Raw genomic sequence first — 21,713 nt, 5'->3', positions numbered from 1 at the left:
CTACTTGAGGCCGGCGACCGTCTCGCGGACCTTGGCGTTGATCGTCTCGGGGATCGGGGCGTAACCGGCGTCGGTCAGGACCTTCTGGCCGTCCGCGGAGGCGGTGTAGGTCAGGAAGGACTTGACCGTGTCGAGGGTCTCGGGCTTGTTGCCGCTGTCGCAGACGACCTCGTACGTCACCAGGACCAGCGGGTAGGCGCCCTCGGCCTTGGTGGTGTAGTCCAGGTCGAGCGCCAGGTCCTTGCCGGTGCCCTTGACCTTGGCGGCGGCGATGGCCTTGGAGGCGTTCTCCGAGGTGGCCTCGACCGGGGCGGCGCCACCGGTGTTGATGTCGACGGTCGGGATGTCCTGCGACTTGGCGTAGGACAGCTCGAAGTAACCGATGGATCCGTCGACGGCCTTCACCTGGCTGGCGACACCGGAGGAGCCGGACGCCGCCTGGCCACCGGGGGCGGGCCACTTCTTCTCGGCCTCGTACTTCCAGTCGCTCGGGGCCGCGGCGTTCAGGTACTTGCCGAGGTTCTGCGTGGTGCCGGAGTCCTCGGAGCGGTGGAAGGCCTGGATGGCCTTGTCCGGAAGCTTGACGCCCTCGTTGAGCTTGGCGATCGCCGGGTCGTTCCACTTCTTGATCTTGGAGTCGAAGATCTTGGCGAGGGTGGGGGCGTCCAGCGTGAGGCTGTCGACACCCTCCAGGTGGAAGCCGACCGCGATCGGGCCGCCGACCATCGGGAGGTTGATCCCCTGGCCGGTCTTGCAGATCTTCTTCGACTCGGCGACCTCTTCGGGCTTCAGGGCCGAGTCCGATCCGGCGAAGCCGACGGTGCCCTGGTTGAACGCGACGATGCCCTCGCCGGAGGAGGAGGAGCTGTAGTTGATCTCCACACCGGAGCAGGCGGCCATGTAGTTCTTGACCCAGAGGTCCATGGCGTTCTTCTGGGCGCTGGACCCGGAGGCGCGCAGCTGGCCCTCGGCACCGTCGCACTTGATGTTCGACGCGGCGGCACTCGTCTTGCCGCCCTCCGCGTCGGTACCGGTGTTGTCGTCCGAACCGCACGCCGTGAGGACCAGGGCGCCGGAGACGGCGAGGGCACCGAGCGCGGTGGCACGAAGCCGGTTCTTGCGCTGAAGCTTCACTTTCGGGGTGTTCCTTCCAGGAGCCGCCGCGGCTGGTGGGGTCGAGGCGGCGTGCGATGAGGAATGGTGCGTCGGCTTGGCGCCGTGCACCGGGTACGTCCGAAATTAGGCAGAACAGGTGAAGCGCCCTACGGGGCAGAGTGAACGGCAGGTGAACCGTGCTGGGCGGGCTGGTTCTGCGGGGCGGGGGCGCGGCGAGGGGCACACCGGGGCCCGTCCTGTGCGGCCGGGCGGGCGTGACGTGGCCGGGGAGCCCGGCCCGGCCGGCCGGTGCGGGCCGACGGGCGGGGGCGTGGGACAGCTCTCAGACGCCGGGCGGGCCCGGCTGCGCGGAAGGGCGTGATTCCGCCGGTCCGGCGCGCAGGAAGGCGTCCAGCTGGATGCGGTCGCCGGGACGGCTCAGGCGGGCTCGGGCGGTGCCGGGAGCGAGCCATGCCAGCCGGTCGACCTCGTCGTTGGGTGTGAACGCGCCGTCCGTCGCCTCCGCCGCCCAGTAGCTGACCTCCTTGGGGCGTCCGTTCGCCGTGTAACGGGCCGTCGGCAGTGCGGGACCCGGCACGCAGTGGTGGCCCGTCTCCTCCAGGACCTCGCGCAGGGCGGCCTCCAGCGCCGTCTCGCCCCGCTTCAGCTTGCCCTTGGGGAAGGACCAGTCGTCATAACGCGGTCGGTGGACCAGGCAGATCTCCGGGCCGCCGTCCGGGGCGCGGCGCCAGAGCACGCAGCCCGCCGCCAGGACGGGACCGCTCATGGCACGGTCACGGCCGTCGCGTACGGCCAGGTCTCCCGGAACACGGCGCGCGCCGCCTCCACGTCGTGCCGCTGGTCGGCGTGCAGCACCCCCAGGGCGTACGCCGTCGCCGGGGCGATGCGCGGGGTGCGCGCCGCGGCCGCGGCGGCCGCCGCGGCCTCCGCCGCGTCCCGGTGCAGGTCCAGGGCGTGCCCCGGCCCGGCCAGGGCCGGATCGGGGGCGCCCCGCAGCACCTCGTGGGCGTACCGGTGCAGCCGCAGCAGGAGGCGGGCCTGCTGCCACAGGGCGTCGTGCGCCTCGTTGTACGGCTCCACCGCCTCGTCGGGCGGGAGCGCGGCCACCGCGTCCAGCATCCGCTGCTCGGCGAGCTCGGCCGGGGTGTGCAGGACCGCGGTAGCCGGTTCCGAGGCCGAGGGCGACAGGGGGACCTCCGAGGCGAGCAGCGCGACCGCGTCGGCGACGGCGTGGAAGCGGGAGGAGCCAAGTGCCTGGAGCGCCGCCGAGTGGGCGCGGGTCCGGGCGAGTGTCAGCCGGCGTTCCAGGAGCGCGCCCGCCCGTGCCGCGCCGACGCCGAGCGCCGCCCGCTCCTCGGCGTTCCCGCCCGGGCCGTCCCCGGTGGAGGGCCGGGCCGCGGGGAGCGAGGTGCCGGAGAGCTGGTGCAGGGCCTCCAGCAGCCGGCCGAGCCGGGTGGCGTACGCGTGTTCGCGGGCCAGGGTGCCGGAGAGCCAGGCCAGTTCCGCGCGGAGCTGATCGGCCCAGGCCGGTTCGAGCGCGTCCCGGAAGGTGTGGAGCGTGCCGCTGATCCGGCGTGCCGCGTGGCGCAGCGCGCGGGCGGCCTCGTCGGCGCGCCGCGTGCCGGCGTCCGCCGGGGAGCCGTGCTCGTGGTGCAGCCGCAGGCCCCGCAGGAAGCAGGCGGCCTGTTCGCGCAGGTAGGGCGCGAGGACCGCTTCCGCGGAAGCGGTCGTCGTCTGGTGGTCAGGGCGTCGCACGCCGGCGCCTCCGGGCGTCAATGAGCATCTCTTGTACGTGCCTCAGCGGCTGTCCGTCCGCGTCCGTGGAGTGCCGGGTCCAGTTTCCGTCGGGGCCCAGGTGCCAGGAGGACGTGGTGTCGGACATGCCTGTTTCCAGGAGCCTGCTGAGGGCGGCGCGATGCGCGGGGTCGGTGACGCGGACCAGTGCTTCGATCCGGCGGTCGAGGTTGCGGTGCATCATGTCGGCGCTGCCGAACCACACCTCGGGTTCGCCGCCGTTGCCGAAGGCGAAGAGCCGGGAGTGTTCGAGGAAGCGGCCCAGTATCGAGCGGACCCGGACGTTCTCGGAGAGGCCGCTGACTCCGGGGCGGATCGCGCAGATGCCGCGCACCCAGATGTCGACCGGCACACCGGCCTGTCCCGCCCGGTAGCAGGCGTCGATGACCGCTTCGTCGACCATCGAGTTGACCTTGATGCGTACGTAGGCGGAGCGGCCCGCGCGCTGGTGGGTGATCTCCTTGTTGATGCGGGCGATCAGCCCGTCGCGCAGGGACTTCGGGGCGACCAGCAGCCGGCGGTAGGTCTCGCGGCGGGAGTAGCCGGAGAGCCGGTTGAAGAGGTCGGAGAGGTCCGCCCCGACCTGCGGGTCGGCGGTCAGCAGGCCGAGGTCCTCGTAGAGCCTCGCCGTCTTGGGGTGGTAGTTGCCGGTGCCGACGTGGGAGTAGCGGCGCAGTGTGTCGCCCTCCTGGCGGACGACGAGGGACAGCTTGCAGTGGGTCTTCAGGCCGACGAGGCCGTAGACGACGTGGCAGCCCGACTCCTCCAGCTTCCGGGCCCACTTGATGTTGGCCTGCTCGTCGAAGCGGGCCTTGATCTCGACGAGGACGAGGACCTGCTTGCCGGCTTCGGCGGCGTCGATCAGGGCGTCCACTATCGGTGAGTCGCCCGAGGTCCGGTACAGGGTCTGCTTGATCGCGAGTACGTCCGGATCACCCGCCGCCTGTTCCAGGAAGGCCTGGACGGAGGTGGAGAAGGAGTCGTACGGGTGGTGCAGCAGCACGTCGCGTTCGCGCAGGGCGGCGAATATGTCGGGCGCGGAGGCGGACTCGACCTCGGCGAGGTCGCGGTGGGTGCCGGCGATGAACTTGGGGTACTTCAGCTCGGGCCGGTCCAGCGACGCGATGCCGAACAGCCCGGTGAGGTCGAGCGGGCCCGGCAGCGGGTAGAGCTCGGTCTCGGAGATCTTCAGCTCGCGCACGAGCAGGTCCAGGACGTACGGGTCGATGGACTCCTCGACCTCCAGGCGGACCGGCGGGCCGAAGCGGCGCCGCATGAGCTCCTTCTCCAGGGCCTGGAGAAGGTTCTCGGTGTCGTCCTCCTCGACCTCCAGGTCCTCGTTCCTGGTGACCCGGAACATGTGGTGGGCGAGGACCTCCATGCCAGGGAAGAGCTCTTCCAGGTGGGCCGCGATGATGTCCTCTATCGGGACATAGCGCTGCGGGGACGCCTCCAGGAAGCGGGTGAGCAGCGGCGGCACCTTGACGCGGGCGAAGTGCCGGTGGCCGCTGACGGGGTTGCGCACCACGACGGCGAGGTTCAGCGAGAGCCCGGAGATGTACGGGAACGGGTGTGCGGGGTCGACGGCCAGCGGGGTCAGCACGGGGAAGACCCGCTGCCGGAAGAAGGTGAACAGGCGGGCCTGTTCCTTCTCGGTCAGCTCGGGCCAGCGGACGAGCTGGATGCCCTCGTCGGACAGGGCGGGCGCGATGTCCTGCTGGTAACAGGCGGCATGGCGGGCCATGAGCTCGCGGGAACGGGTCCAGATGAGGTCGAGGACCTCGCGGGGCTGCAGTCCGGACGCGGACCGGGTGGCGACACCGGTTGCGATACGGCGCTTGAGGCCGGCCACCCGGACCATGAAGAACTCGTCCAGGTTCGAAGCGAAGATCGCGAGGAAGTTAGCCCGTTCGAGTAGCGGTGTGGCGGGGTCCTCGGCGAGTTCCAGGACGCGTTCGTTGAACGCGAGCCAACTGCGCTCCCGGTCGAGGAAACGGCCCTGCGGCAGCTCGTCGCCGTCCGCCTCGGGCTCGTACGCATCCGGGTCGTTGTCCAGGTCGGGGTCCAGATCGGCGGCTGTGGACAGAGCTGCGGGCACCGAGCCCGCGACGGCGTGCGGCCGGTGGGCGGCGAGGGAGCCGACCGACGGCTGCGCGGGCTGGAGCGGGACGTCGGAGCTGGGCTGCTGGCTCATGGACCTATTCTTCCGCGCGTTCGGCTCCTCAGGCGCGTCGGAGCCCATAAAGATCGCGGAAGAAGCGGAAACGGTCCCTGGTCCGGGGCCGTTCCCGTTGCGGGGGGCGGGCACAGCTGGCTGCATCCCGTGAGGGTCGCAAGCCTGTCTGAATGGCCGGTAACGGCGACATGACGTACAGGAAGCGGTGTGGGTGCGGGGGGTGTCCCCCTGCTCCTCGTCCTCACCGTAGGTGACCCCCCCTGTCCGGACTCCCCCGGGGCCCGGACAGGGGGGGCGGCTCTCAGGCGGTGCGGCGGCGCAGGACGCGGAAGGCGAGGGCGAGGGCCAGGGTGGCGAGGACGAGCAGGATGCCGGTCTCGACGAGCTGGAGGGGCCAGAGATGGGAGGGCGGGTGGTGGTCGACGAACCAGCCGGTGATGTCGCGGTCGGCCATGCAGCGGGCTTCCTGCGCCTCGTTCGCGCCCCGCCAGCACACGTCCGTGGGCAGCCGGTCGCCGCTCGCGGTGACGCGGCCGACGTCGAGCACCCAGGATTCGATGGGGACGTCCAGGCGTCCGTCGGTCGTGCCGCTCGTGGTCCGCAGGGGCCAGAGGCTGCTTCGCAGGGACACGAGCGCGGCCATCACCGCACCGGTGACGACGACGGCCACCGCCGTCGCGGCCACGGTGCGGTGCACCAGCAGGCCCGTGAGCGCGCCGACGGCGATGCCGAGCAGGGTGTAGCCGATGACCACGGGGGCGGTCGCGCCGAAGACCGGGGCGTCGAACCAGTCGACCGTGTAGTCGGTGGCCGTCCGTGTCTGTGCCCAGGCGAGGACGGTGGACAGCACGGTCACGCCGGCGACGAGGAACACGGTGGGCACGGAGAGCTTGGCCACCAGCCAGCGGGTGGGCGTGACGGACTGGGTCCAGGCCACTCTGTAGGTGCCGCTCTCCAGCTCCCGGGCGATCAGGGGACCGGCGACGAACGCGCTCACGAGCCCAGGCAGAACCGTCAGCACCAGCCCGGCCCACGTGAGCTCGCGCTGGAACAAGGACATCGACCCGCTGAAGTCCACGATCCGCTGGTCGCACGCGGGGCCCGAGAGGCCCGAGGCCTCGCAGGAACCGGCCTCGAAGCTGTCGATGACGTGGGACGCCCACAGCGTGAAGCCGATGACGGCGACGGCTCCCGCCAGGGCGAGGAGCCCCGCGACGCGCAGGGTGCTGCGGTGCTGGCGCACGACGACGCGGGCGGGCCCGCGCAGCGTGGTGAGGGTGCTCATATCGCGGCCACCTCCTGGTGGGCGTGCGCGCTCGGGGTGAGCAGCGGCGGGGCCTCGGGGGAGCGGAGGTGGGCCAGCAGCAGCTCCTCCAGGGAGGGTTCCGTGACGTCCCAGGCGGTGTCGTCCAACGGGCCTTCCCTCCGTACGAGCGCGGTGAGCTGACGCCCCGTCGTGCGGGACTCGACGACGGTGTGCGGGGCGAGGTCACGGGCCTGACCGGTGACCAGGGAGTGCGCCGCGACGATGTCGTCGCTCTCACCGCCGAGCCGCACCCGGCCGCCGTCGACGAACAGGAGGTAGTCGCAGGAGCCTTCCAGCTCGGTGAGGATGTGCGAGGACATCACGATGGTGGTGCCGTGCTCCGCGGCCTCGACCATCAGGAGGCCCATCAGCTCGTGGCGGGCGAGCGGGTCGAGGTCGGCCATCGGCTCGTCCAGCAGCATCAGTTCGGGCCGTTTGCCCAGCGCGAGCGCGAGGGCGAGGCGGGTGCGCTGTCCGCCGGAGAGCGCCCGGGCCCTCGCGTCCTGCGGGAGTGCTCCGGCGACCCGGGCGGCGGCCTCACGGTCCCAGGTGGCGGGATTGAGCTCGGCCCCCGCCCACAGGGTGTCCGCCACGGTGAGCTGGGGGTACAGCGGCTTGTCCTGGGAGACGTACGCGATACGGGGCCGGGCCTCGGCGGGCGTGGAGCCGAGCACCCGTACCGAGCCCTCGGCGGGCCGCAGCAAGCCGGCCGCCAGGGAGAGGAGCGTCGACTTCCCGGCTCCGTTGGGTCCGACGAGTGCGCAGATCCGTCCGGCGGGCAGCCGGAACGAGCAGTCGCGCAGCGCCCACCCGCGCTTACGTCCGTAGGTCATGCCGAGGCCGTTCGCCTCGATCGCGGCGCCTGTCATCAGTGCTGGTCCCCCTTGTATGTGCTGTCCAGTACGTCGGTGAAGAGCGCGTGCACGTCGTCCCTGTCGAGTCCGGCGGCGCGTGCCCTGCGGGTCCACTCGGACAGTTCGGCGCGCAGGGGCGGGTCGGTCGTCACCGCCGCGCTGCCGAGGGTCCGGCGGACGAAGGTGCCGAGGCCGCGACGGGCCTCGACGAGGCCTTCGCGTTCCAGCTCGCGGTAGGCCTTGAGCACGGTGTTCGGATTGATCGCCGTGGCCTCGACGACCTCACGGGCCGTGGGCAGCCGGTCGCCCGGCTCCAGCACACCCAGGCGGAGCGCCTGCTTGGTCTGCTGCACGATCTGGAGGTAGGTGGCGACGCCGCTGCGCCGGTCGATGCGGAACTCGACCGCTGCGGACTCTGCCATGTGCACCACCCTTTCACTAATTGAGTAGTGAAAGGGTGTCGAAAGGAAGGGGCGGCGTCAAGTGACACCGCCCCGGGTCGGGTGGGGAGTGCTCAGGACTCCGTGCGGTACATCAGGTCGAGCTCGTGCGTCGCGAAGCCCATCCGCTCGTACACCGACAGGGCCGCCGGGTTGTCGGCGTCCACGTAGAGCATCGCCGTGGGCAGGCCCTGGGAGGCCAGGTGCCGCAGTCCGATCGCGGTGAGCGCCTTGCCGAGGCCGCCACCTTGGGCATCGGGCCGGATGCCGACGACGTAGACCTCGCCGAGTCCGTCCTCGGCGTGCACCTTCGTCCAGTGGAAGCCGATGATCTCGCCGTCCCGCTCGGCCAGGAAGAAGCCCTTCGGGTCGAACCAGGGTTCGGCCTTGCGGTCGTCCAGGTCCCGTTGGGTGAGGGAGCCCTGCTCGGGGTGGTGGGCGAACGCGGCGCTGTTGACGGTGAGCCAGGCCGTGTCGTCCTGGCCCGGTACGAAGGTGCGGACGGTGACACCCGGGGGGAGGGCCGGCTCGGCGATGTCGAGGTCGGTCAGGGGGCGGCGGAGCTGACGCAGTTCCCGGAAGAGGGAGAGGCCGAGCACCTGCGCGAGGTGCCGGGCGGCCGCCTTGCCGCCGTGCGCCCAGACCCGCAGCCGCTTCCCGGTCGCCGCGAGGAGTGCGGCACCGAGGGCCCGGCCGTGCCCGCGGCCCCGGTGGGCGGGCGCCACGACCAGCTCGGCGGCCGGGGCCTCGACGGGGTCGGTGTCCTCCAGCTGTGCGTATCCGGCCAGTTCGCCGTTGACGGTGAGCAGGAAATGCCGGACGCCCTCACGGTGCCCGCCCCTCAGCTGCAGCCGCCCCTGCTCGGAGACGGCCTCTCGGCCATCGGTCCCGGTGGCCTCCACGAGGAGGGCGAGGACGGCGTCGGCCTGCTCGGGGGTGAGCGCGTCGAGGGTCTCGATCTCGCGCCCGGGGGAGGGGAGGGGTGCGTCAGTCGTCATGGGTACGAGCGTACGGGGCGGGGGTGGGGCGGCGTGGGCGGCGAGTGCGCAACGAGCCGGTGCGCAGTGCTTTCGGACGCACGTCCGTCCTGTCAGCCCTCGCGGTGCAGGACTTCACGGGCGATACGGGAGAGGTCCTCGGAGGTGGGCATCAGCTCCCGTACGCGTGAGGGAAGGGCCGCGTACGCGCTGACCGCGAGAGGCTGGTTCTGCGACTGCAGGGCGAATTCGACGGTCGTCTCGTCCTGGCTCTCCGCGATGAGGATGCCGAGTGTCCGGTCGTCCCGATCCGGGTCGCGGAGGAGGCGGTCCACGGCGGTGACGTAGAAGCCGGGCTGCCCGAGGTGGGAGGGCTGGGCCTCGGTGGCTCGACCCCCACGAAGCGGTGCAGCCTGAAGTGGCGGAAGGGCAGGTCGATACGGAACTCCGTGTCTCCCACGGTGATCGGGTACTGCCGGCCGGCGAAGGCGGACCCGAAGCCGGGCTCGGTGAGGAACCGGATGATCCTGCCCGTGAGCGCGTCCTCGAGTTCACGCCCGGCGGCGGTGTCCGACAGCTGGGTGAACTCCAGGCGGTACGGATCCTTGAAGATCTGCGTCGCGGCTTCGGACTGCTCCGGGATGGTGACGTCGAAGTTGTCGGCGGCCGCGCCTTGGGCCAGACGGAGTCCGCTGCGGATGTGCGTGGTGAGGCGGTCACGGGACCAGCCGTGGTGGACGGCGTGCTGAGCGTAGAAGCCTGAGGGCAGTTCGACCCGGTCCTGAGCCGGCACCGCCGCCTCGGTCGTGAGTCCGTGGTCCAGGGGGCACAGGCTTCCGGTACGTATGCCTGTGGTGACGTTTCTGTGCGCATATGTGCGCCTTACGGGTGATCGACGCCTTTCCGAGTGCGAGGCAACCACTTCGTAACCCCGGATATCTGTCGCGCTACGCGCGTTGACCCTAGGCTGCGGCACGCAGGATCCAGAGACTCGAAGGGGACCGATGTCAGCGACTCCACACAAGAACCGTGCGCCCCGGCGGATGCTCGCCGCCGCGGCAGGTCTGGTCACCGCCGGCGCGCTCGTCGCCGCGATGCCGGCCGGTGCCCACGACCGGGGGAACGGTCATGGTCACGGTCACCCGTCCCGCACCGTCGACGTGCAGCTGCTCTCCTTCAACGACCTGCACGGCAACCTGGAGCCGCCCGCCGGTTCCGCCGGGACGGTCGGTGAGACGCAGGCCGACGGCACGGTGAAGTCCGTCCCGGCCGGGGGAGTCGAGTACCTCGCCACGTCGCTGCGCACCGCGCGCAAGGGGAACCCGTACTCCGTCACCGCGGCCGGCGGCGACATGGTGGGCGCGAGCCCGCTGCTGTCGGGGCTCTTCCACGACGAGCCCACCATCGAGGCGCTCAACGGGCTCGATCTCGACGTGACGGCCGTGGGCAACCACGAGTTCGACGAGGGAGCCACCGAGCTCGCCCGTCTCCAGAACGGCGGCTGCCACCCGGTCGAGGGCTGCTACGAGAAGGGCAAGAAGTTCAAGGGCGCGGACTTCCCCTACCTCGCGGCCAACGTGACGAACGAGAAGACCGGCAAGCCGGTCCTCGAGCCGTACACGGTCTGGAAGAAGAACGGCGTCAGGATCGGCTTCATCGGGGTGACCCTGGAGGGCACGCCGGACATCGTCACGGCCAACGGCGTCAAGGGGCTGAAGTTCCACGACGAGATCGAGACGGTCAACAAGTACGCCGAGGAACTCGACCGGCAGGGCGTCAAGTCCGTCGTGGCCCTGATCCACGAGGGCGGGGCCCCGGCCTCCTCGTCGTACAACTACGACTGCGACAGTCCGGGTGCCGGTGACGGCATCTCCGGGCCGATCGTCGACATCGCCAAGGGCATCACGCCGAAGGTCGACGCGCTGGTCACGGGCCACACCCACCAGGCGTACGTGTGCACGGTCCCGGACCCTGCGGGCAAGCCGCGCATGGTGACCTCGGCCTCGTCGTTCGGGAAGGTCTACACGGACACGACCCTCACCTACGACCGCCGCACCAAGGACATCGTGCGTACGTCGGTGGAGTCGGCCAACCACGTCGTCAGCCGCGACCAGGCCAAGGCCGCCGACATGACCGCGCTGATCACCCGCTGGAACGCGCTCGCCGCCCCGATCGCGGGCCGCCCGCAGGGCTTCATCTCGGCCGACATCGACGGCCGTGGCTCCACGGCCCCCGAGAAGCCGCTCGGCAACCTGATCGCCGACGCCCAGCTGGAGGGCCTGGCCCCCGCGGACAAGGGCGGTGCGGTCGTCGCGTTCATGAACCCGGGCGGTATCCGTTCCGACCTGGTGTTCAAGGCGTCCGGCAGTGAGGGCGACGGGGTCGTGACGTACGGCGAGGCGTTCACCGTCCAGCCGTTCACCAACATGACGAACGTCGTCGACCTGACCGGCGCTCAGCTGGTCACCGCGCTCCAGCAGCAGGTCAGCGGCTCCAACGCGGCGTCTCCGAAGATCCTTCAGGTCTCGAAGGGCCTCACCTACACGCTGGACATGACGAAGGCGGGCGCCGACCGGGTGGTCGCCTCCTCGATCCTGCTGAACGGTGAGGCGATCGACCCGGCGAAGACGTACCGCGTCGCGATGAACGAATTCCTCGCGGGTGGCGGCGACGGCTTCGCGGCCCTCGGCCAGGGCACGAACAAGCTGGTCGGCCCGTCCGACCTGGATCTGTTCAACGCCTACCTGGCGGCGCACTCCACGGCTTCCGCCCCGCTGGCCCCGCCGGCCACGGACCGGATCACGATCGTGCAGTAGCCGGCCGGGGGCGCACGGCGCAGCCGTCACCGCCCGCCGTCCGACGGCATCGGCACGCGTCTCTCCACGGCCCCGGGCCCCCAAGGGTTCGGGGCCGTCGTGCGTCCGGGGCGGGGGCGCACCGCTGCGGCAGCCGACGGGCAGGTCTTCGACTTGCCTGTCGGGAAAGCTTGCCTCTCAGGAAAGTCAAAGGTAACTTTCCCAGTAGGAAAGCCGAGCGGGGTGACGTGCCCCGACCGTCTCGGAACGTCAGGGGAGGCGACGGCCGTGAGCACACCGGTGGATGCCGAACAGGCATGGAACGACCTCCAGCGCATCCGGGTGCCGCAGGAGCGGGTGTGCGACGAGATCGAGCGGAGCGCGTCCGGCGGTGCCGGTGCGGCGTACGCCACGGCCGCGATCATGTGGGTCTTCCTGGCCGGCCAGGGTCTGGACCCGCCTTTGTGGGGTGTCCTGCTGTCCCTCGCCGTGTACGTGGCGCTGCTGGGCGCGGTGGCCGTGATCTACGGCCGCAGGAGCCGGATGCGGCTGCACCACTCCCGCTGCAACCGGCGGATGTCGGCCACGTTCGCCGCGGGGGCGGTGGTGACCGGCGGGACGAGTCTGCTGTCCGGGCACCTGGCCGGCGGACTGGAGCCGATGGCCGCCGGGCTGGTCCAGGCCACGGCTTCGACAGCCGCGTTCCTGCTGTTCGTCGGTCCGGCACGCCGCTGGGTGGCCGACTCGGTGCGTGTCGGCGGACGGGCGGGCCGATGAGCATCCCCGCCGGCTTCGACGAGCTGATCCATCCCGCTACCCGGCTGTCGGTGGTCGCGCTGCTCGCCGCCACCGAATGGGCGGAGTTCGCGTTCGTCCGCGACAGCCTCTCGCTCAGTGACTCCGCGCTCTCCAAGCAGCTGCACACGCTGGAGGAGGCGGGGTACCTGGAGATCCACAAGGAGGGCGGCGGCCGCAGGCGGCGCACGAAGGTACGGCTGACGGACCGCGGGCGCGCCGCCTTCGACGGGCATGTGGCGGCGCTCCGGGCCATCGTCGACGGCGCCACGGCGGCGCAGGCCGGCCAGGCGGAGGGCGGCGGTCCAGGGGCGGAACCACGGCAGCAGCACGCGGAGGCGGGACGATGACGACGGCCAAGAGCACACCCGTACGACCCGCACCGCCCACCACGGCCACCCGGTCCGTCATCCGGGCACGCGATGTGCGCATGTCGTACGGCGGCGTCGACGTGCTCCACGGCATCGACCTGGACATCCACCGCGGTGAGGTCTTCGCGCTGCTCGGTCCCAACGGTGCGGGGAAGACCACCACCGTCGAGATCCTGGAGGGCTTCCGGCGGCGTTCCGACGGCGAGGTCAGCGTCCTCGGCGCGGACCCGGAGCGGGGCGACGACGCCTGGCGTGCCCGGATCGGACTGGTCCTGCAGTCCTGGCGGGACCACCGCCGGTGGCGGGTGGCCGAACTGCTGACGCACTTCGCGACGTACTACCCCCACCCGCGTGACCCGGCCGGACTGCTCGGCCTGGTCGGCCTCACCGGCCAGGCCGGCCAGCAGGTGGACCGGCTGTCAGGCGGCCAGCGCCGGCGGCTGGACGTCGCGCTCGGCATCGTCGGCCGCCCCGAACTCCTCTTCCTGGACGAGCCGACGACCGGTTTCGACCCGGAGGCGCGGCACGAGTTCCATCTCCTGGTCGAACGGCTGGCCCGCGACGAAGGCGTCACCGTCCTGCTCACCACGCACGACCTGGTGGAGGCCGAGCGGCTCGCCGACCGGATCGCCATGCTGGTCGGTGGCCGCATCCGGGCCTGCGGTACCCCGTCGGACCTGGCCCGGCGGGCCGCCGCGCAGGCCGAGGTCCGCTGGACGGCCGACGACGGGACGGCTCACCGGGAACGCACCGAGGACCCTTCACGGCTGGTCTGGGAACTCCACCAGGAAGCGGACGGCCCGATCGCCGGCCTGGAGGTCCGCCGGCCGACGCTGGAGGACACCTATCTGCACATGGTGCACCGGGAGGACGTCGACGCGGTCGAGGCCGTGGAAGGGGAGGCGCAGACCGTATGAAGGGGACGAGCGTGACCGGGAAGACGGACGAGGCGGCCGTGGCGGACGTGAGCGGCGCACCGGGCGGGACGAAGAGGTCCCGCCCCGCCCGTGCCTACTGGCGGGCCGGGTTCCTCCGCGGCGGCATCGAGCTGCGGCACCTGCTCCGCAACCCCAAGGAGCTGTCGGGGCATCTGACCAACGTCGTCGTCGCGTTGCTGGTCGCCGTCTACATCAACGACGACGTGCCCGGCACCCGGACGCCGATGTCCCATCTGGTGATCGCGGGTTTCGCCGCCTACCTGCTGTTCCAGGTCGGGCTGATCACTCTTCCGCAGATACTCGTGACCGAGCGGGAGGAGGGGGCCCTGCTGCGACTGCGCGCCACGCCCGGCGGGATCCCTGCCTACCTCATCGCCAAGTGCCTGCTGGTGGTCGTCACGGCGGTCGGCTCGCTGGCCCTGCTCCTGGCGGCGACCGCGCTGGTGGCGGACGGACCGCTGCCGCGCGGGCCGGGTGACTGGCTGACGCTGGCGTGGGTCACCGCCCTCGGGCTGCTCGCCGTCGTGCCGCTGGGGGCGGCCATCGGTGCCGTGCTGCCCAACCCGCGCGAGGCGCTGGCGTTGATCATGCTGCCCACGATGGGGCTGCTCGTCACCTCCGGAGCGGTGTTCCCCATCACCGTGCTGCCCGCCCCGGTGCAGCAGGTGGCCTCCGTCTTCCCGCTGAAGTGGATGGCACAGGGACTGCGCTCCTCGCTGCTCCCGGACTCCGCGCGGGCCGCTGAGCCGGCCGGCTCCTGGGAGCTTCCCGTGGTCGCCCTGGTGCTGACCGCCTGGGCGGTGCTCGGCTTCCTCCTCGCGGTCCCCCTCCTGCGCCGGGCCGCCCGCCGCGAGTCCGGCTCCCGGATGACCGCACGCCTGCGCAAGGCGGAACAAGGCGGGGCGAAGGCCGCGTAGGCCGTCTCCCGTGAAGGGCGTGCCCGCACGACGCCCCATTCCCCTGCTTGTTCTGTACGCGCCATAATCCCGTTCATGGTGACCCTGGGCGCGACGGAGAGAAGTGAACACGGCAGCCGCGGCATCGACCGTCGGCGCTTCCTGACAGGAGCGGCGGGTCTCACCGCGGGTGCTCTGCTGAGCGCCGTACCGGGCACGGCGCGCGCCGCGTCGCGCGCGGTACGCGGCACCCAGGACTGGATGGGTGCCCTGGCCGACTCCACCCCGCTGCGACGCCTCACGATCCCGGGGACGCACAACTCGGGTGCGCGTCACGGCGGCCTCTGGACGGCGTGCCAGAACACGACGCTCGCCCAGCAGCTCGACAGCGGCATCCGCTTCCTCGACGTCCGCTGCCGGGTCAGCGGCGACGCCTTCGCGATCCACCACGGAGCGTCGTACCAGCACCTGAACTTCGACGACGTCCTGACCGCCTGCCGGGACTTCCTGGCCGCCCGTCCGTCCGAGACGGTGCTGATGCGCGTCAAGCAGGAGTACTCCGAGGAGAGCGACGCCGCGTTCCGGCGGATCTTCGACCTCTACCTCGACGGAAAGGGCTGGCGGTCGCTCCTCCGCCTCGACTCCACACTTCCGGACCTGGGCGGGGCACGCGGCAAGGTCGTGCTGCTCGCCGACAACGGCGGTCTCCCCGGCGTGCGGTACGCCGACTCCGCGCTCTTCGACATCCAGGACGACTACATGGCGGAGCCGTTCGCCAAGTACCCCAAGATCGAAGCCCAGTTCCGTAAGGCGGCACAGCAGCCCGGCAAGCTGTTCATGAACTACGTGAGCACCGCCGCCCTGCTGCCGCCGCGCTGGAACTCCGACCGGCTCAATCCGCAGGTGCACGCGTTCCTCGACGGGGCGGAGGCGGCGGGCTGGACCGGGCTCGGGATCGTTCCGTTGGACTACCCCGCGACCCGTTCGGGGCTGGTGGAGTCGCTGATCCGGCACAACCCGGCCGGCTGAGAGGTCACCACGCCGCGTGGGCGGCCCGACGTGATCGTGCGTACGTCTCGCGTCAGGCTCCGGGCCTTCCCCGGTGGGGCCGAGGAAGGCGAGTTCGACGACCTGGCCTGAACCGTGCGGTGGCCAGGACTCGTGCGGAGGGTGTCCGGGCCCGTGCGGCCGACCGGGGCCGGCCGCACGGTGAGTTCCTCGGGCCTCAGCAGGGGAGCGCCGAGCACGAGGGGCGGTTCCGGAAGTGCCGGACGGTCTCAGCGGAACGCGGCGGCATTGCGGGCGGCCCAGTCGGCGAAGGGGCGCGGGGCGCGGCCGAGGACCTGCTGGACGTCCGGGCTGACGCGGAGCTCGGACGGGTGCGGGGAGCCGAGTATGTCCAGGGTGTCGTCGGCGAGCTCCGCCGGCATGCTCCGGGTCATGGCGGCCTTGGCCTCGTCGCGGGTGAGCTCGTGAAACCTCACCGGCGAGCCCAGCGCGGCGGCGATGGCCTCCGTCTGCTGGCGCGGAGTGATCACCTTTGGGCCGGTCAGTTCGTACACGCCGCCGGTGTGCCGGTCGTCCAGCAGGCAGGCCGCTGCCACCGCGGCGATGTCCGCCGGGTCAATGATGGGCACCCCGGTGTCGCCGAAGGGCGCGGCGACGACCCGTCGTGTGCGGACGGACTCGGCCCACCACAGGGCGTTGGAGCCGAAGCCACCCGGCCGCAGGACGGTCCACTCCAGGCCGGAATCCCGCAGCGTGTCCTCCAGTGCGCGCATCGCGATCCGCGTGGGGCCGAAAGGCCTGGTCGCCACGCCCAGCGTGGAGAGCAGGACGATCCGGCGGACCCCGCCGGCCACGGCTTCGCCGATGATGTCGACAGGGCTCGCGCCCGTGGCGTGCAGGTCGCCGGACAGCAGCAGGAAAAGCGCCTTCGCACCGGCCAGCGCGGGCTTGAGGCTGCCCGGTTCGGACAGGTCGGCCGCCACGTGGCGGACGCCGTCAGGCACCGCTGCCGCGTGCCGTGACACGGCGATCACCGGCCGGCCCGCCTCGGCGAGGGTCTGCGTCAGCGGCCGGCCGATATTGCCGGTGGCCCCGGTTACCACGATCATCTTCAGCTCCTGGTCGGAAGTCCTCAGTGGCCTGCACGCTAGGAGAGGGGCTTACTTTTGGTAAGGACGTACCTCAAGGTAAGTTCATGACATGAGGGAAGGCGTGCAGCGCAAGCAGGTCGAGGCGGGGGAGCGGTATGACGTGTTTCACACCGACTGTCCCGCGCGCGAGATGGTCGACCACGTGACCAGCAGGTGGGGTGTCTGGGTACTGATCTCCTTGCGGAGCAACAACCTCCGGTTCTACGAGCTGCGCGAGAGCATCCAGGGCATCAGCGAGAAGATGCTCTCCCAGACCTTGCGCGCGCTGGTCGAGGACGGCCTGATCTGGCGGAAGGTCGAGCCGACGACGCCGCCGCAGGTCACCTACGGGCTGACCGAGTTCGGCCGGGACGTCGGCGAGCCGCTGACGGAGCTGTTCGACCGGATCACGCGGAGGCTGTCACCGCGTGGTGCGGGATAGCGGGCCCCTCCGACGGCTGCGGGCCCCCGGCTCACCTCTCCGGCGGCGGTGTCGGTGCCCCCGGGAGCCGGATCGACGCCACCGTGCCGGCTCCGCCCTCCGCCGGGCTCAGGGCGACCTCGCCGCCGGCGTGCTGCACCGTGCGGGCCACGATGGACAGGCCGAGCCCGGAGCCGGGGAGCTGGCGGGCCGAGGGGGAACGCCAGAAGCGGTCGAAGACGTGCGGGAGCTCCTCGGCGGGAATGCCGGGGCCGTGGTCGCGTACGGTCAGCTCGCCGCGGTGCAGGACGACCTCGACCGTCCCGCGCGCCGGGCTGAACTTCACCGCGTTGTCCAGGACGTTGACGACCGCCCGTTCCAGGGCCGCCGGTTCGGCGCGTACGTACCAGGGGGCCAGTTCGGCGGTGATGGTCAGATCCGGGCCGCGCAGCCGGGCGCGCCGCAGGGCGTTACGGGTGATCTCGTGCAGCGCGACCACCTGGAGGGGGCCGGGCTGGGCGGCGTCGGGGCGGGAGAGCTCCTGGAGGTCTCCGATGAGGGCGGCCAGCTCGGTCATCTGGGCCTTGACCGACGACATGAGGGCCTTGCGGTCGTCGGGCGGGATGGCACGGCCCGTGTCGTCGCTGCGGGCGAGCAGTTCGATGTTCGTACGGAGCGAGGTGAGCGGGGTGCGCAGCTCGTGTCCGGCGTCCGCGATGAGTTGCGACTGGCGGTCGCGGGAGGTGGCCAGGGAGCTGGTCATGGAGTTGAAGGAGCGGGAGAGCCGGGCGATCTCGTCCTCACCCTCCGCGGGGATCCGGATGGTCAGATCCTCGGTCTCGGCGACGTGCTCCACGGCGTGGGCGAGGTCGTCGACGGGTCGCAGACCGGTGCGGGCGACCCACAGACCGGCGGCGCCCGCGCCGACGACACCGATGCCGGCCACCATGAACAGGACCCAGGCGAGCGTGGAGAGCGGGTCGGTGACATCGCTCATCGGGCGCGCGACGGACACGGCGAGGGTGGTGACCGCGCCGGGACCGGGACGGTCCAGCCTGATCTGGTAGGTGTAGACGCGCAGTCCGGCGCCATCGGTGTCCGTGACGGTGTGCAGCACGTTGTCCCGGCCCCCACCCGCGACGGAGAGGTCCTCGTCCGTCGTCGGGAACGGTGCGCGTCGCGGCGGTGCGGCACAGGGCTCACCGGTGGTGGCGACGATCTGCACGCTGTACGAGCCGGGTGCGGGGCGCTGGCGGGCCGCGGCGCCCGCGCAGGCGTTGAGCAGGTCCTGGACGTACGTCTCGTCGATCGCGGTCGAGTTGCGGAGCGACTGGTCCAGCTGGTGCTCCAGCTGCTCCCGCGTCACGAACCAGCAGGCGGTGGCCACCGCGGCGACCGCGACCGCCACCGCCGCCGCGACCAGCAGGGCCAGCCGTGAGCGGAGGGGCAGGGCGCGGAGCCGGCGGGGCAGGCCGCTCATCCGTCACCGTCGCCGGAGCGCAGGGCGTACCCGACCCCCCGCACCGTGTGGACGAGGCGTGGCTCGCCGCCCGCCTCCGTCTTGCGGCGCAGGTACATCACGTACACGTCCAGGGAGTTGGAGCTCGGCTCGAAGTCGAAGCCCCAGACCGCCTTGAGGATCTGTTCCCGGGTCAGCACCTGCCGGGGATGGGCCAGGAACATCTCCAGGAGGGTGAACTCGGTGCGGGTGAGCTCGACCCGGCGGGTGCCCCGGGTCACCTCGCGGGTGTTCAGGTCCATGCGGAGGTCCGCGAAGGACAGCACGTCGTCGTCGGGGAGGGGGCCGCCCGCGGCGACGGCGTACGAGCTGCGGCGCAACAGGGCGCGGATGCGGGCGAAGAGCTCGTCCAGTTCGAAGGGCTTGACGAGGTAGTCGTCGGCCCCGGCGTCCAGGCCGGTGACCCGGTCACCGACGGTGTCGCGGGCGGTGAGCATCAGGATGGGTGTGGTCGACCCGGTGGACCGGATGCGCCGGGCGGCGGTGAGGCCGTCCATGCGGGGCATCTGGATGTCCAGGACGATCAGGTCGGGGGCGTACGACTCGGCCTTGGCCAGGGCGTCGTAGCCGTCCACGGCCACCTCCGTGCCGTAGCCCTCGAACGCGAGGCTGCGCTGCAGTGCCTCGCGCACGGCGGGCTCGTCGTCGACGATCAGGACGCGCTGCGGATCGTCTTCGGCGGGGCTCATCGCTTCTTCGTCCTCTTCCTTCGTGCCGGTGCTGTCTGCCGGGCTCTCAGCCTCGCACGGCCACCGCACGGCGTCGTGCGGCACGTCGCCCACGGACCGGCACCGCTGCGGATACCGGGCCGGCGGGAGCGGGGCCGGCGGCCACGGGACGGGTGCCGGGGTGCAGGGGGACGTCCCCGTCAGGAACCGTCGCCGGCGCGCAGGGCGTCCAGGTCGGCCTTGAGGGTGTTGACCGGGATGGCGAAGCCGAGGCCCACGCTGCCCGCCGCCGAGCTGCCCGAGGTGCTGGACGAACTGGGGGAGTACATCGCGGAGTTGATGCCGATGATCTCACCGTTCATGTTGATCAGCGCGCCGCCGGAGTTGCCGGGGTTGAGTGAGGCGTCGGTCTGGATGGCCTTGTACGTCGTCCTGGACGAGCCGGTGTCACCGTTGAACTGCTGTCCGCCGAACTCGAACGGCCAGTTCTGACCGCCCTGTTGCTGGCCCTGGCCCTGGCCCTGGTCCTCGTCCTTGGCGACCGTCACGTCGCGGTCCAGTGCCGAGACGATGCCGCTGGTCACCGTGCCGGTCAGGCCCTCGGGGGAGCCGATCGCCACGACCTGGTCGCCGACCTCCACCGAGGAGGAGTCGCCGAGCGAGGCCGTCTTCAGTCCGCTCGCGCCCTGGAGCTCGATGAGCGCCAGGTCCTTGCCGGGGTCCGTGCCGACGACGTCGGCCGTGTACGTCTTGCCCGTGCTGAGGGCCACCTCGATCTTGGAGGCGCCGGAGATGACGTGGTTGTTGGTGACGATCTCCCCGTCCGCCGTGATGACGACACCGGAACCGGTGGCCTCGCCCGACGAGGACGTCGCGCTGATCTCGACGATGGCCGGCGACACGGCCGCCGCCACACCGGACACCGTGCCGGCGCTGCTCTGCGAGACGGTGGTGCCGCTGACGACACCGCTGGTGACGGAGTCGCTGGGGCCGCCGCCCGCGAGTTCGCCGATGAGGGTGGCGGTGCCGCCGCCGACCGCCGCGGCGGCGATCGCCACGGCGGCGAGCAGGGCGAGCGGCCGCTTGACCCGGCGCTCGGACCTCGGGGCGTCGGCGGCCGGAAGAGGCTGGGGCGCCGGGGCCGGCCAGGCGTATGCGGCGGCGGGCGTCCCGGCGGTCCCCCGCTCGGGCCCGTAGGCCGGCGGCGGCGGGTAGGCCCGCTCGCCACCGCTGTACGGACCGGTGCCGTGCGAAGCGCTGTCGTACGGCCCCGTGCCGTAGGCGCCGTCGTCGTACGAACCGTTGTCGTGCGAGGGGGTCATCGGGGACTCGCCGCTCGGGCGGTGGCTGTCGGTCATGTCCACGAGAGTGGCCGGTGAACATGAGAGCAGCCTGAGTGCGTCCTGAGAAGCCCGGCAGAACCTCGTATGCCCGAAACAAGGGAGCGCCCCGCTAGGGCGCGGTCACCGTCGGTTCGCCGCAGCCGCACGACCGCCGTACCACCAGCGCGGACGGGAACTGCTTCAGCCGTTCGCGCCGCGAGCCCGAGACCCGCAGTGAGTCGTCGAGCACCAGGTCCACGGCTGCCCGGGCCATCGCGGGGCGGTCCGAGAAGACCGTCGTGAGGGGAGGATCGGTCAGTCCCGCCTCCTTGACGTCGTCGAAACCCGCGACCGCCAGCTCACCCGGTACGTCGATCCGCAGCTCGCGCGCGGCCCGGAGCACCCCGATGGCCTGGTCGTCGGTCGAGCAGAAGATCGCCGGGGGCCTGTCGGGGCCGGAGAGCAGCTTCAGGGCCACCTGGTAGGCGTCGTAGCGGTTGTACGGGGCGTGGAAGAGGCGGTCCTCCGTCGGCAGCCCGGCCTCCTGCATCGCCCGGCGCCAGCCCTCGATGTGGTCCGCGACCGGGTCACCGACCACCGGGGTCGACTCCGTGCCGCCGAGACACGCCACGTAGGCGTTGCCGTGCTCCAGGAGGTGGCGGGTGGCGAGCTGGGCGCCACCGACGTCGTCGGTGACGACGGCGACGTCGTCGATGGCCTCGGGGCGTTCGTGCAGCAGGACGACGCGGGCGTCCCACGCCTCTATCTCCGCCGCCGCGCGTTCACTCGGGCCCTGGCTGACCAGGATCAGCCCGGAGACCCGCATGCCGAGGAAGGCCCGCAGGTAGTGGACCTCGCGCTCGTCGCGGTAGTCGGAGTTGCCGACGAGCACCATTTTTCCGCGCTCGGCCGCGGCCTGTTCGACCGCGTGCGCCATCTCGGCGAAGAACGGCTGCCGGGCGTCCGGAACGATCATTCCTATGAGGTCGGTGCGCCGCGAGGCCATGGCCTGGGCGACCCGGTCGGGCCGGTAGCCCAGCTCCTTGATGGCGGCGAGCACCCGTTCGCGCGTGGCCGGGGCGACCGGCCTGGGTCCGTTGTTGATGACGTAGCTGACGACCGCTGTCGAGGTCCCCGCCAGTCTCGCCACATCGTCCCGCGTCACCTTGGCCACGCGCGGCAGTCTA

The 21,713-nt window shown here is 71.7% G+C and carries 21 protein-coding genes and 1 pseudogene; 7 read left to right on the top strand and 15 right to left on the bottom strand.

Features of this window, described 5'->3' with window-relative positions:
- The 10 genes and pseudogenes from pstS to ACF1FZ_RS03935 form a co-directional block, all read right to left on the bottom strand.
- Positions 1–1,134, bottom strand: coding sequence for a phosphate ABC transporter substrate-binding protein PstS (gene pstS / locus ACF1FZ_RS03980; RefSeq protein WP_391771752.1), 1,134 nt, complete (start codon positions 1,132–1,134; stop codon positions 1–3).
- 304 nt (positions 1,135–1,438) lie between these two features.
- Positions 1,439–1,882 (bottom strand): NUDIX hydrolase, encoded by a 444-nt coding sequence (locus ACF1FZ_RS03975; RefSeq protein ID WP_391771751.1) that lies wholly within the window; start codon positions 1,880–1,882, stop codon positions 1,439–1,441.
- Positions 1,879–2,871 carry a CHAD domain-containing protein gene (locus tag ACF1FZ_RS03970; protein ID WP_391771750.1) on the bottom strand — a complete coding sequence of 331 codons (993 nt, stop codon included), beginning with the start codon at positions 2,869–2,871 and terminating at the stop codon, positions 1,879–1,881. Before ACF1FZ_RS03970 ends, ACF1FZ_RS03975 begins: the two co-directional genes overlap by 4 nt.
- Positions 2,858–5,104: an RNA degradosome polyphosphate kinase gene (locus ACF1FZ_RS03965; RefSeq protein ID WP_391771749.1), complete on the bottom strand. Its 2,247-nt coding sequence runs from the start codon at positions 5,102–5,104 to the stop codon at positions 2,858–2,860. Before ACF1FZ_RS03965 ends, ACF1FZ_RS03970 begins: the two co-directional genes overlap by 14 nt.
- A 283-nt stretch (positions 5,105–5,387) precedes the next feature.
- Complete coding sequence (locus tag ACF1FZ_RS03960; RefSeq protein ID WP_391771748.1) at positions 5,388–6,371, bottom strand: hypothetical protein; 984 nt, start codon at positions 6,369–6,371, stop codon at positions 5,388–5,390.
- Complete coding sequence (locus ACF1FZ_RS03955) at positions 6,368–7,261, bottom strand: ABC transporter ATP-binding protein (protein ID WP_391771747.1); 894 nt, start codon at positions 7,259–7,261, stop codon at positions 6,368–6,370. Before ACF1FZ_RS03955 ends, ACF1FZ_RS03960 begins: the two co-directional genes overlap by 4 nt.
- Entirely contained in the window at positions 7,261–7,668 is a 408-nt protein-coding gene (locus ACF1FZ_RS03950) for a GntR family transcriptional regulator (RefSeq protein WP_391771746.1), read from the bottom strand. Before ACF1FZ_RS03950 ends, ACF1FZ_RS03955 begins: the two co-directional genes overlap by 1 nt.
- A gap of 92 nt (positions 7,669–7,760) precedes the next feature.
- Entirely contained in the window at positions 7,761–8,684 is a 924-nt protein-coding gene (gene mshD / locus ACF1FZ_RS03945; RefSeq protein ID WP_391771745.1) for a mycothiol synthase, read from the bottom strand.
- 92 nt (positions 8,685–8,776) lie between these two features.
- The gene (locus tag ACF1FZ_RS03940; RefSeq protein WP_391771744.1) at positions 8,777–8,998 is read right to left on the bottom strand and encodes a PDDEXK nuclease domain-containing protein; all 222 of its coding nucleotides are present in this window, start codon (positions 8,996–8,998) and stop codon (positions 8,777–8,779) included.
- A 113-nt stretch (positions 8,999–9,111) separates the two neighbouring features.
- A pseudogene (locus ACF1FZ_RS03935) lies at positions 9,112–9,456 on the bottom strand (PDDEXK nuclease domain-containing protein); the annotation flags it as partial.
- Between the two features lie 211 nt (positions 9,457–9,667).
- On the opposite strand from ACF1FZ_RS03935, the gene ACF1FZ_RS03930 reads away from it, so the two are divergent.
- The 6 genes from ACF1FZ_RS03930 to ACF1FZ_RS03905 all read left to right on the top strand — a co-directional run bounded on the left by ACF1FZ_RS03930 (position 9,668) and on the right by ACF1FZ_RS03905 (position 15,487).
- A complete protein-coding gene (locus tag ACF1FZ_RS03930; RefSeq protein WP_391771743.1) occupies positions 9,668–11,479 on the top strand; it encodes a bifunctional metallophosphatase/5'-nucleotidase in 1,812 nt (603 codons plus the stop codon).
- A gap of 267 nt (positions 11,480–11,746) precedes the next feature.
- Positions 11,747–12,235 (top strand): hypothetical protein, encoded by a 489-nt coding sequence (locus ACF1FZ_RS03925; protein ID WP_391771742.1) that lies wholly within the window; start codon positions 11,747–11,749, stop codon positions 12,233–12,235.
- A complete protein-coding gene (locus tag ACF1FZ_RS03920) occupies positions 12,232–12,603 on the top strand; it encodes a transcriptional regulator (RefSeq protein WP_391771741.1) in 372 nt (123 codons plus the stop codon). The genes ACF1FZ_RS03925 and ACF1FZ_RS03920 overlap by 4 nt, the downstream gene beginning before the upstream one ends.
- Positions 12,600–13,541: an ABC transporter ATP-binding protein gene (locus tag ACF1FZ_RS03915; RefSeq protein WP_391771740.1), complete on the top strand. Its 942-nt coding sequence runs from the start codon at positions 12,600–12,602 to the stop codon at positions 13,539–13,541. Before ACF1FZ_RS03920 ends, ACF1FZ_RS03915 begins: the two co-directional genes overlap by 4 nt.
- A gap of 11 nt (positions 13,542–13,552) precedes the next feature.
- On the top strand, positions 13,553–14,479 hold the full coding sequence (locus ACF1FZ_RS03910; RefSeq protein WP_391771739.1) for an ABC transporter permease: 927 nt from the start codon (positions 13,553–13,555) through the stop codon (positions 14,477–14,479).
- Between the two features lie 75 nt (positions 14,480–14,554).
- Positions 14,555–15,487 (top strand): phosphatidylinositol-specific phospholipase C, encoded by a 933-nt coding sequence (locus ACF1FZ_RS03905; protein ID WP_391771738.1) that lies wholly within the window; start codon positions 14,555–14,557, stop codon positions 15,485–15,487.
- A gap of 248 nt (positions 15,488–15,735) precedes the next feature.
- Here ACF1FZ_RS03905 and ACF1FZ_RS03900 read toward each other — a convergent pair whose 3' ends face one another.
- A complete protein-coding gene (locus tag ACF1FZ_RS03900; protein WP_391771737.1) occupies positions 15,736–16,575 on the bottom strand; it encodes an SDR family oxidoreductase in 840 nt (279 codons plus the stop codon).
- A gap of 91 nt (positions 16,576–16,666) precedes the next feature.
- Here ACF1FZ_RS03900 and ACF1FZ_RS03895 point away from each other — a divergent pair, with 91 nt between their 5' ends.
- Entirely contained in the window at positions 16,667–17,038 is a 372-nt protein-coding gene (locus ACF1FZ_RS03895) for a winged helix-turn-helix transcriptional regulator (RefSeq protein ID WP_391771736.1), read from the top strand.
- 31 nt (positions 17,039–17,069) lie between these two features.
- Here the strand turns inward: ACF1FZ_RS03895 and ACF1FZ_RS03890 are convergent, their stop codons facing one another.
- The 4 genes from ACF1FZ_RS03890 to ACF1FZ_RS03875 form a co-directional block, all read right to left on the bottom strand.
- Positions 17,070–18,497, bottom strand: a complete 1,428-nt coding sequence (locus ACF1FZ_RS03890; RefSeq protein WP_391771735.1) for a sensor histidine kinase — start codon at positions 18,495–18,497, stop codon at positions 17,070–17,072.
- Positions 18,494–19,225, bottom strand: coding sequence for a response regulator transcription factor (locus ACF1FZ_RS03885; protein ID WP_391771734.1), 732 nt, complete (start codon positions 19,223–19,225; stop codon positions 18,494–18,496). Before ACF1FZ_RS03885 ends, ACF1FZ_RS03890 begins: the two co-directional genes overlap by 4 nt.
- Positions 19,226–19,404: 179 nt before the next feature.
- A complete protein-coding gene (locus ACF1FZ_RS03880) occupies positions 19,405–20,562 on the bottom strand; it encodes a S1C family serine protease (protein ID WP_391771733.1) in 1,158 nt (385 codons plus the stop codon).
- 94 nt (positions 20,563–20,656) lie between these two features.
- Positions 20,657–21,700, bottom strand: coding sequence for a LacI family DNA-binding transcriptional regulator (locus tag ACF1FZ_RS03875; RefSeq protein WP_391771732.1), 1,044 nt, complete (start codon positions 21,698–21,700; stop codon positions 20,657–20,659).
- Positions 21,701–21,713: the final 13 nt, after the last annotated feature.

Source organism: Streptomyces sp. NPDC014623 (genome assembly GCF_043088245.1).
Lineage (GTDB): Bacteria > Actinomycetota > Actinomycetes > Streptomycetales > Streptomycetaceae > Streptomyces.
The sequence above is the reverse complement of the archived record's forward strand: the minus strand, read 5'-3'. Positions and strand labels throughout refer to the sequence as shown.

What these genes read in the sequence shown, in the direction of transcription:
- ACF1FZ_RS03975 (WP_391771751.1), bottom strand. Translation starts at nt 1,882, where the DNA reads ATGAGCGGTCCCGTCCTGGCGGCGGGCTGCGTGCTCTGGCGCCGCGCC.
- ACF1FZ_RS03965 (WP_391771749.1), bottom strand. Translation starts at nt 5,104, where the DNA reads ATGAGCCAGCAGCCCAGCTCCGACGTCCCGCTCCAGCCCGCGCAGCCG.
- ACF1FZ_RS03960 (WP_391771748.1), bottom strand. Translation starts at nt 6,371, where the DNA reads ATGAGCACCCTCACCACGCTGCGCGGGCCCGCCCGCGTCGTCGTGCGC.
- ACF1FZ_RS03955 (WP_391771747.1), bottom strand. Translation starts at nt 7,261, where the DNA reads ATGACAGGCGCCGCGATCGAGGCGAACGGCCTCGGCATGACCTACGGA.
- ACF1FZ_RS03950 (WP_391771746.1), bottom strand. Translation starts at nt 7,668, where the DNA reads ATGGCAGAGTCCGCAGCGGTCGAGTTCCGCATCGACCGGCGCAGCGGC.
- mshD (WP_391771745.1), bottom strand. Translation starts at nt 8,684, where the DNA reads ATGACGACTGACGCACCCCTCCCCTCCCCCGGGCGCGAGATCGAGACC.
- ACF1FZ_RS03930 (WP_391771743.1), top strand. Translation starts at nt 9,668, where the DNA reads ATGTCAGCGACTCCACACAAGAACCGTGCGCCCCGGCGGATGCTCGCC.
- ACF1FZ_RS03920 (WP_391771741.1), top strand. Translation starts at nt 12,232, where the DNA reads ATGAGCATCCCCGCCGGCTTCGACGAGCTGATCCATCCCGCTACCCGG.
- ACF1FZ_RS03915 (WP_391771740.1), top strand. Translation starts at nt 12,600, where the DNA reads ATGACGACGGCCAAGAGCACACCCGTACGACCCGCACCGCCCACCACG.
- ACF1FZ_RS03905 (WP_391771738.1), top strand. Translation starts at nt 14,555, where the DNA reads ATGGTGACCCTGGGCGCGACGGAGAGAAGTGAACACGGCAGCCGCGGC.
- ACF1FZ_RS03900 (WP_391771737.1), bottom strand. Translation starts at nt 16,575, where the DNA reads ATGATCGTGGTAACCGGGGCCACCGGCAATATCGGCCGGCCGCTGACG.
- ACF1FZ_RS03895 (WP_391771736.1), top strand. Translation starts at nt 16,667, where the DNA reads ATGAGGGAAGGCGTGCAGCGCAAGCAGGTCGAGGCGGGGGAGCGGTAT.
- ACF1FZ_RS03890 (WP_391771735.1), bottom strand. Translation starts at nt 18,497, where the DNA reads ATGAGCGGCCTGCCCCGCCGGCTCCGCGCCCTGCCCCTCCGCTCACGG.
- ACF1FZ_RS03885 (WP_391771734.1), bottom strand. Translation starts at nt 19,225, where the DNA reads ATGAGCCCCGCCGAAGACGATCCGCAGCGCGTCCTGATCGTCGACGAC.
- ACF1FZ_RS03880 (WP_391771733.1), bottom strand. Translation starts at nt 20,562, where the DNA reads ATGACCGACAGCCACCGCCCGAGCGGCGAGTCCCCGATGACCCCCTCG.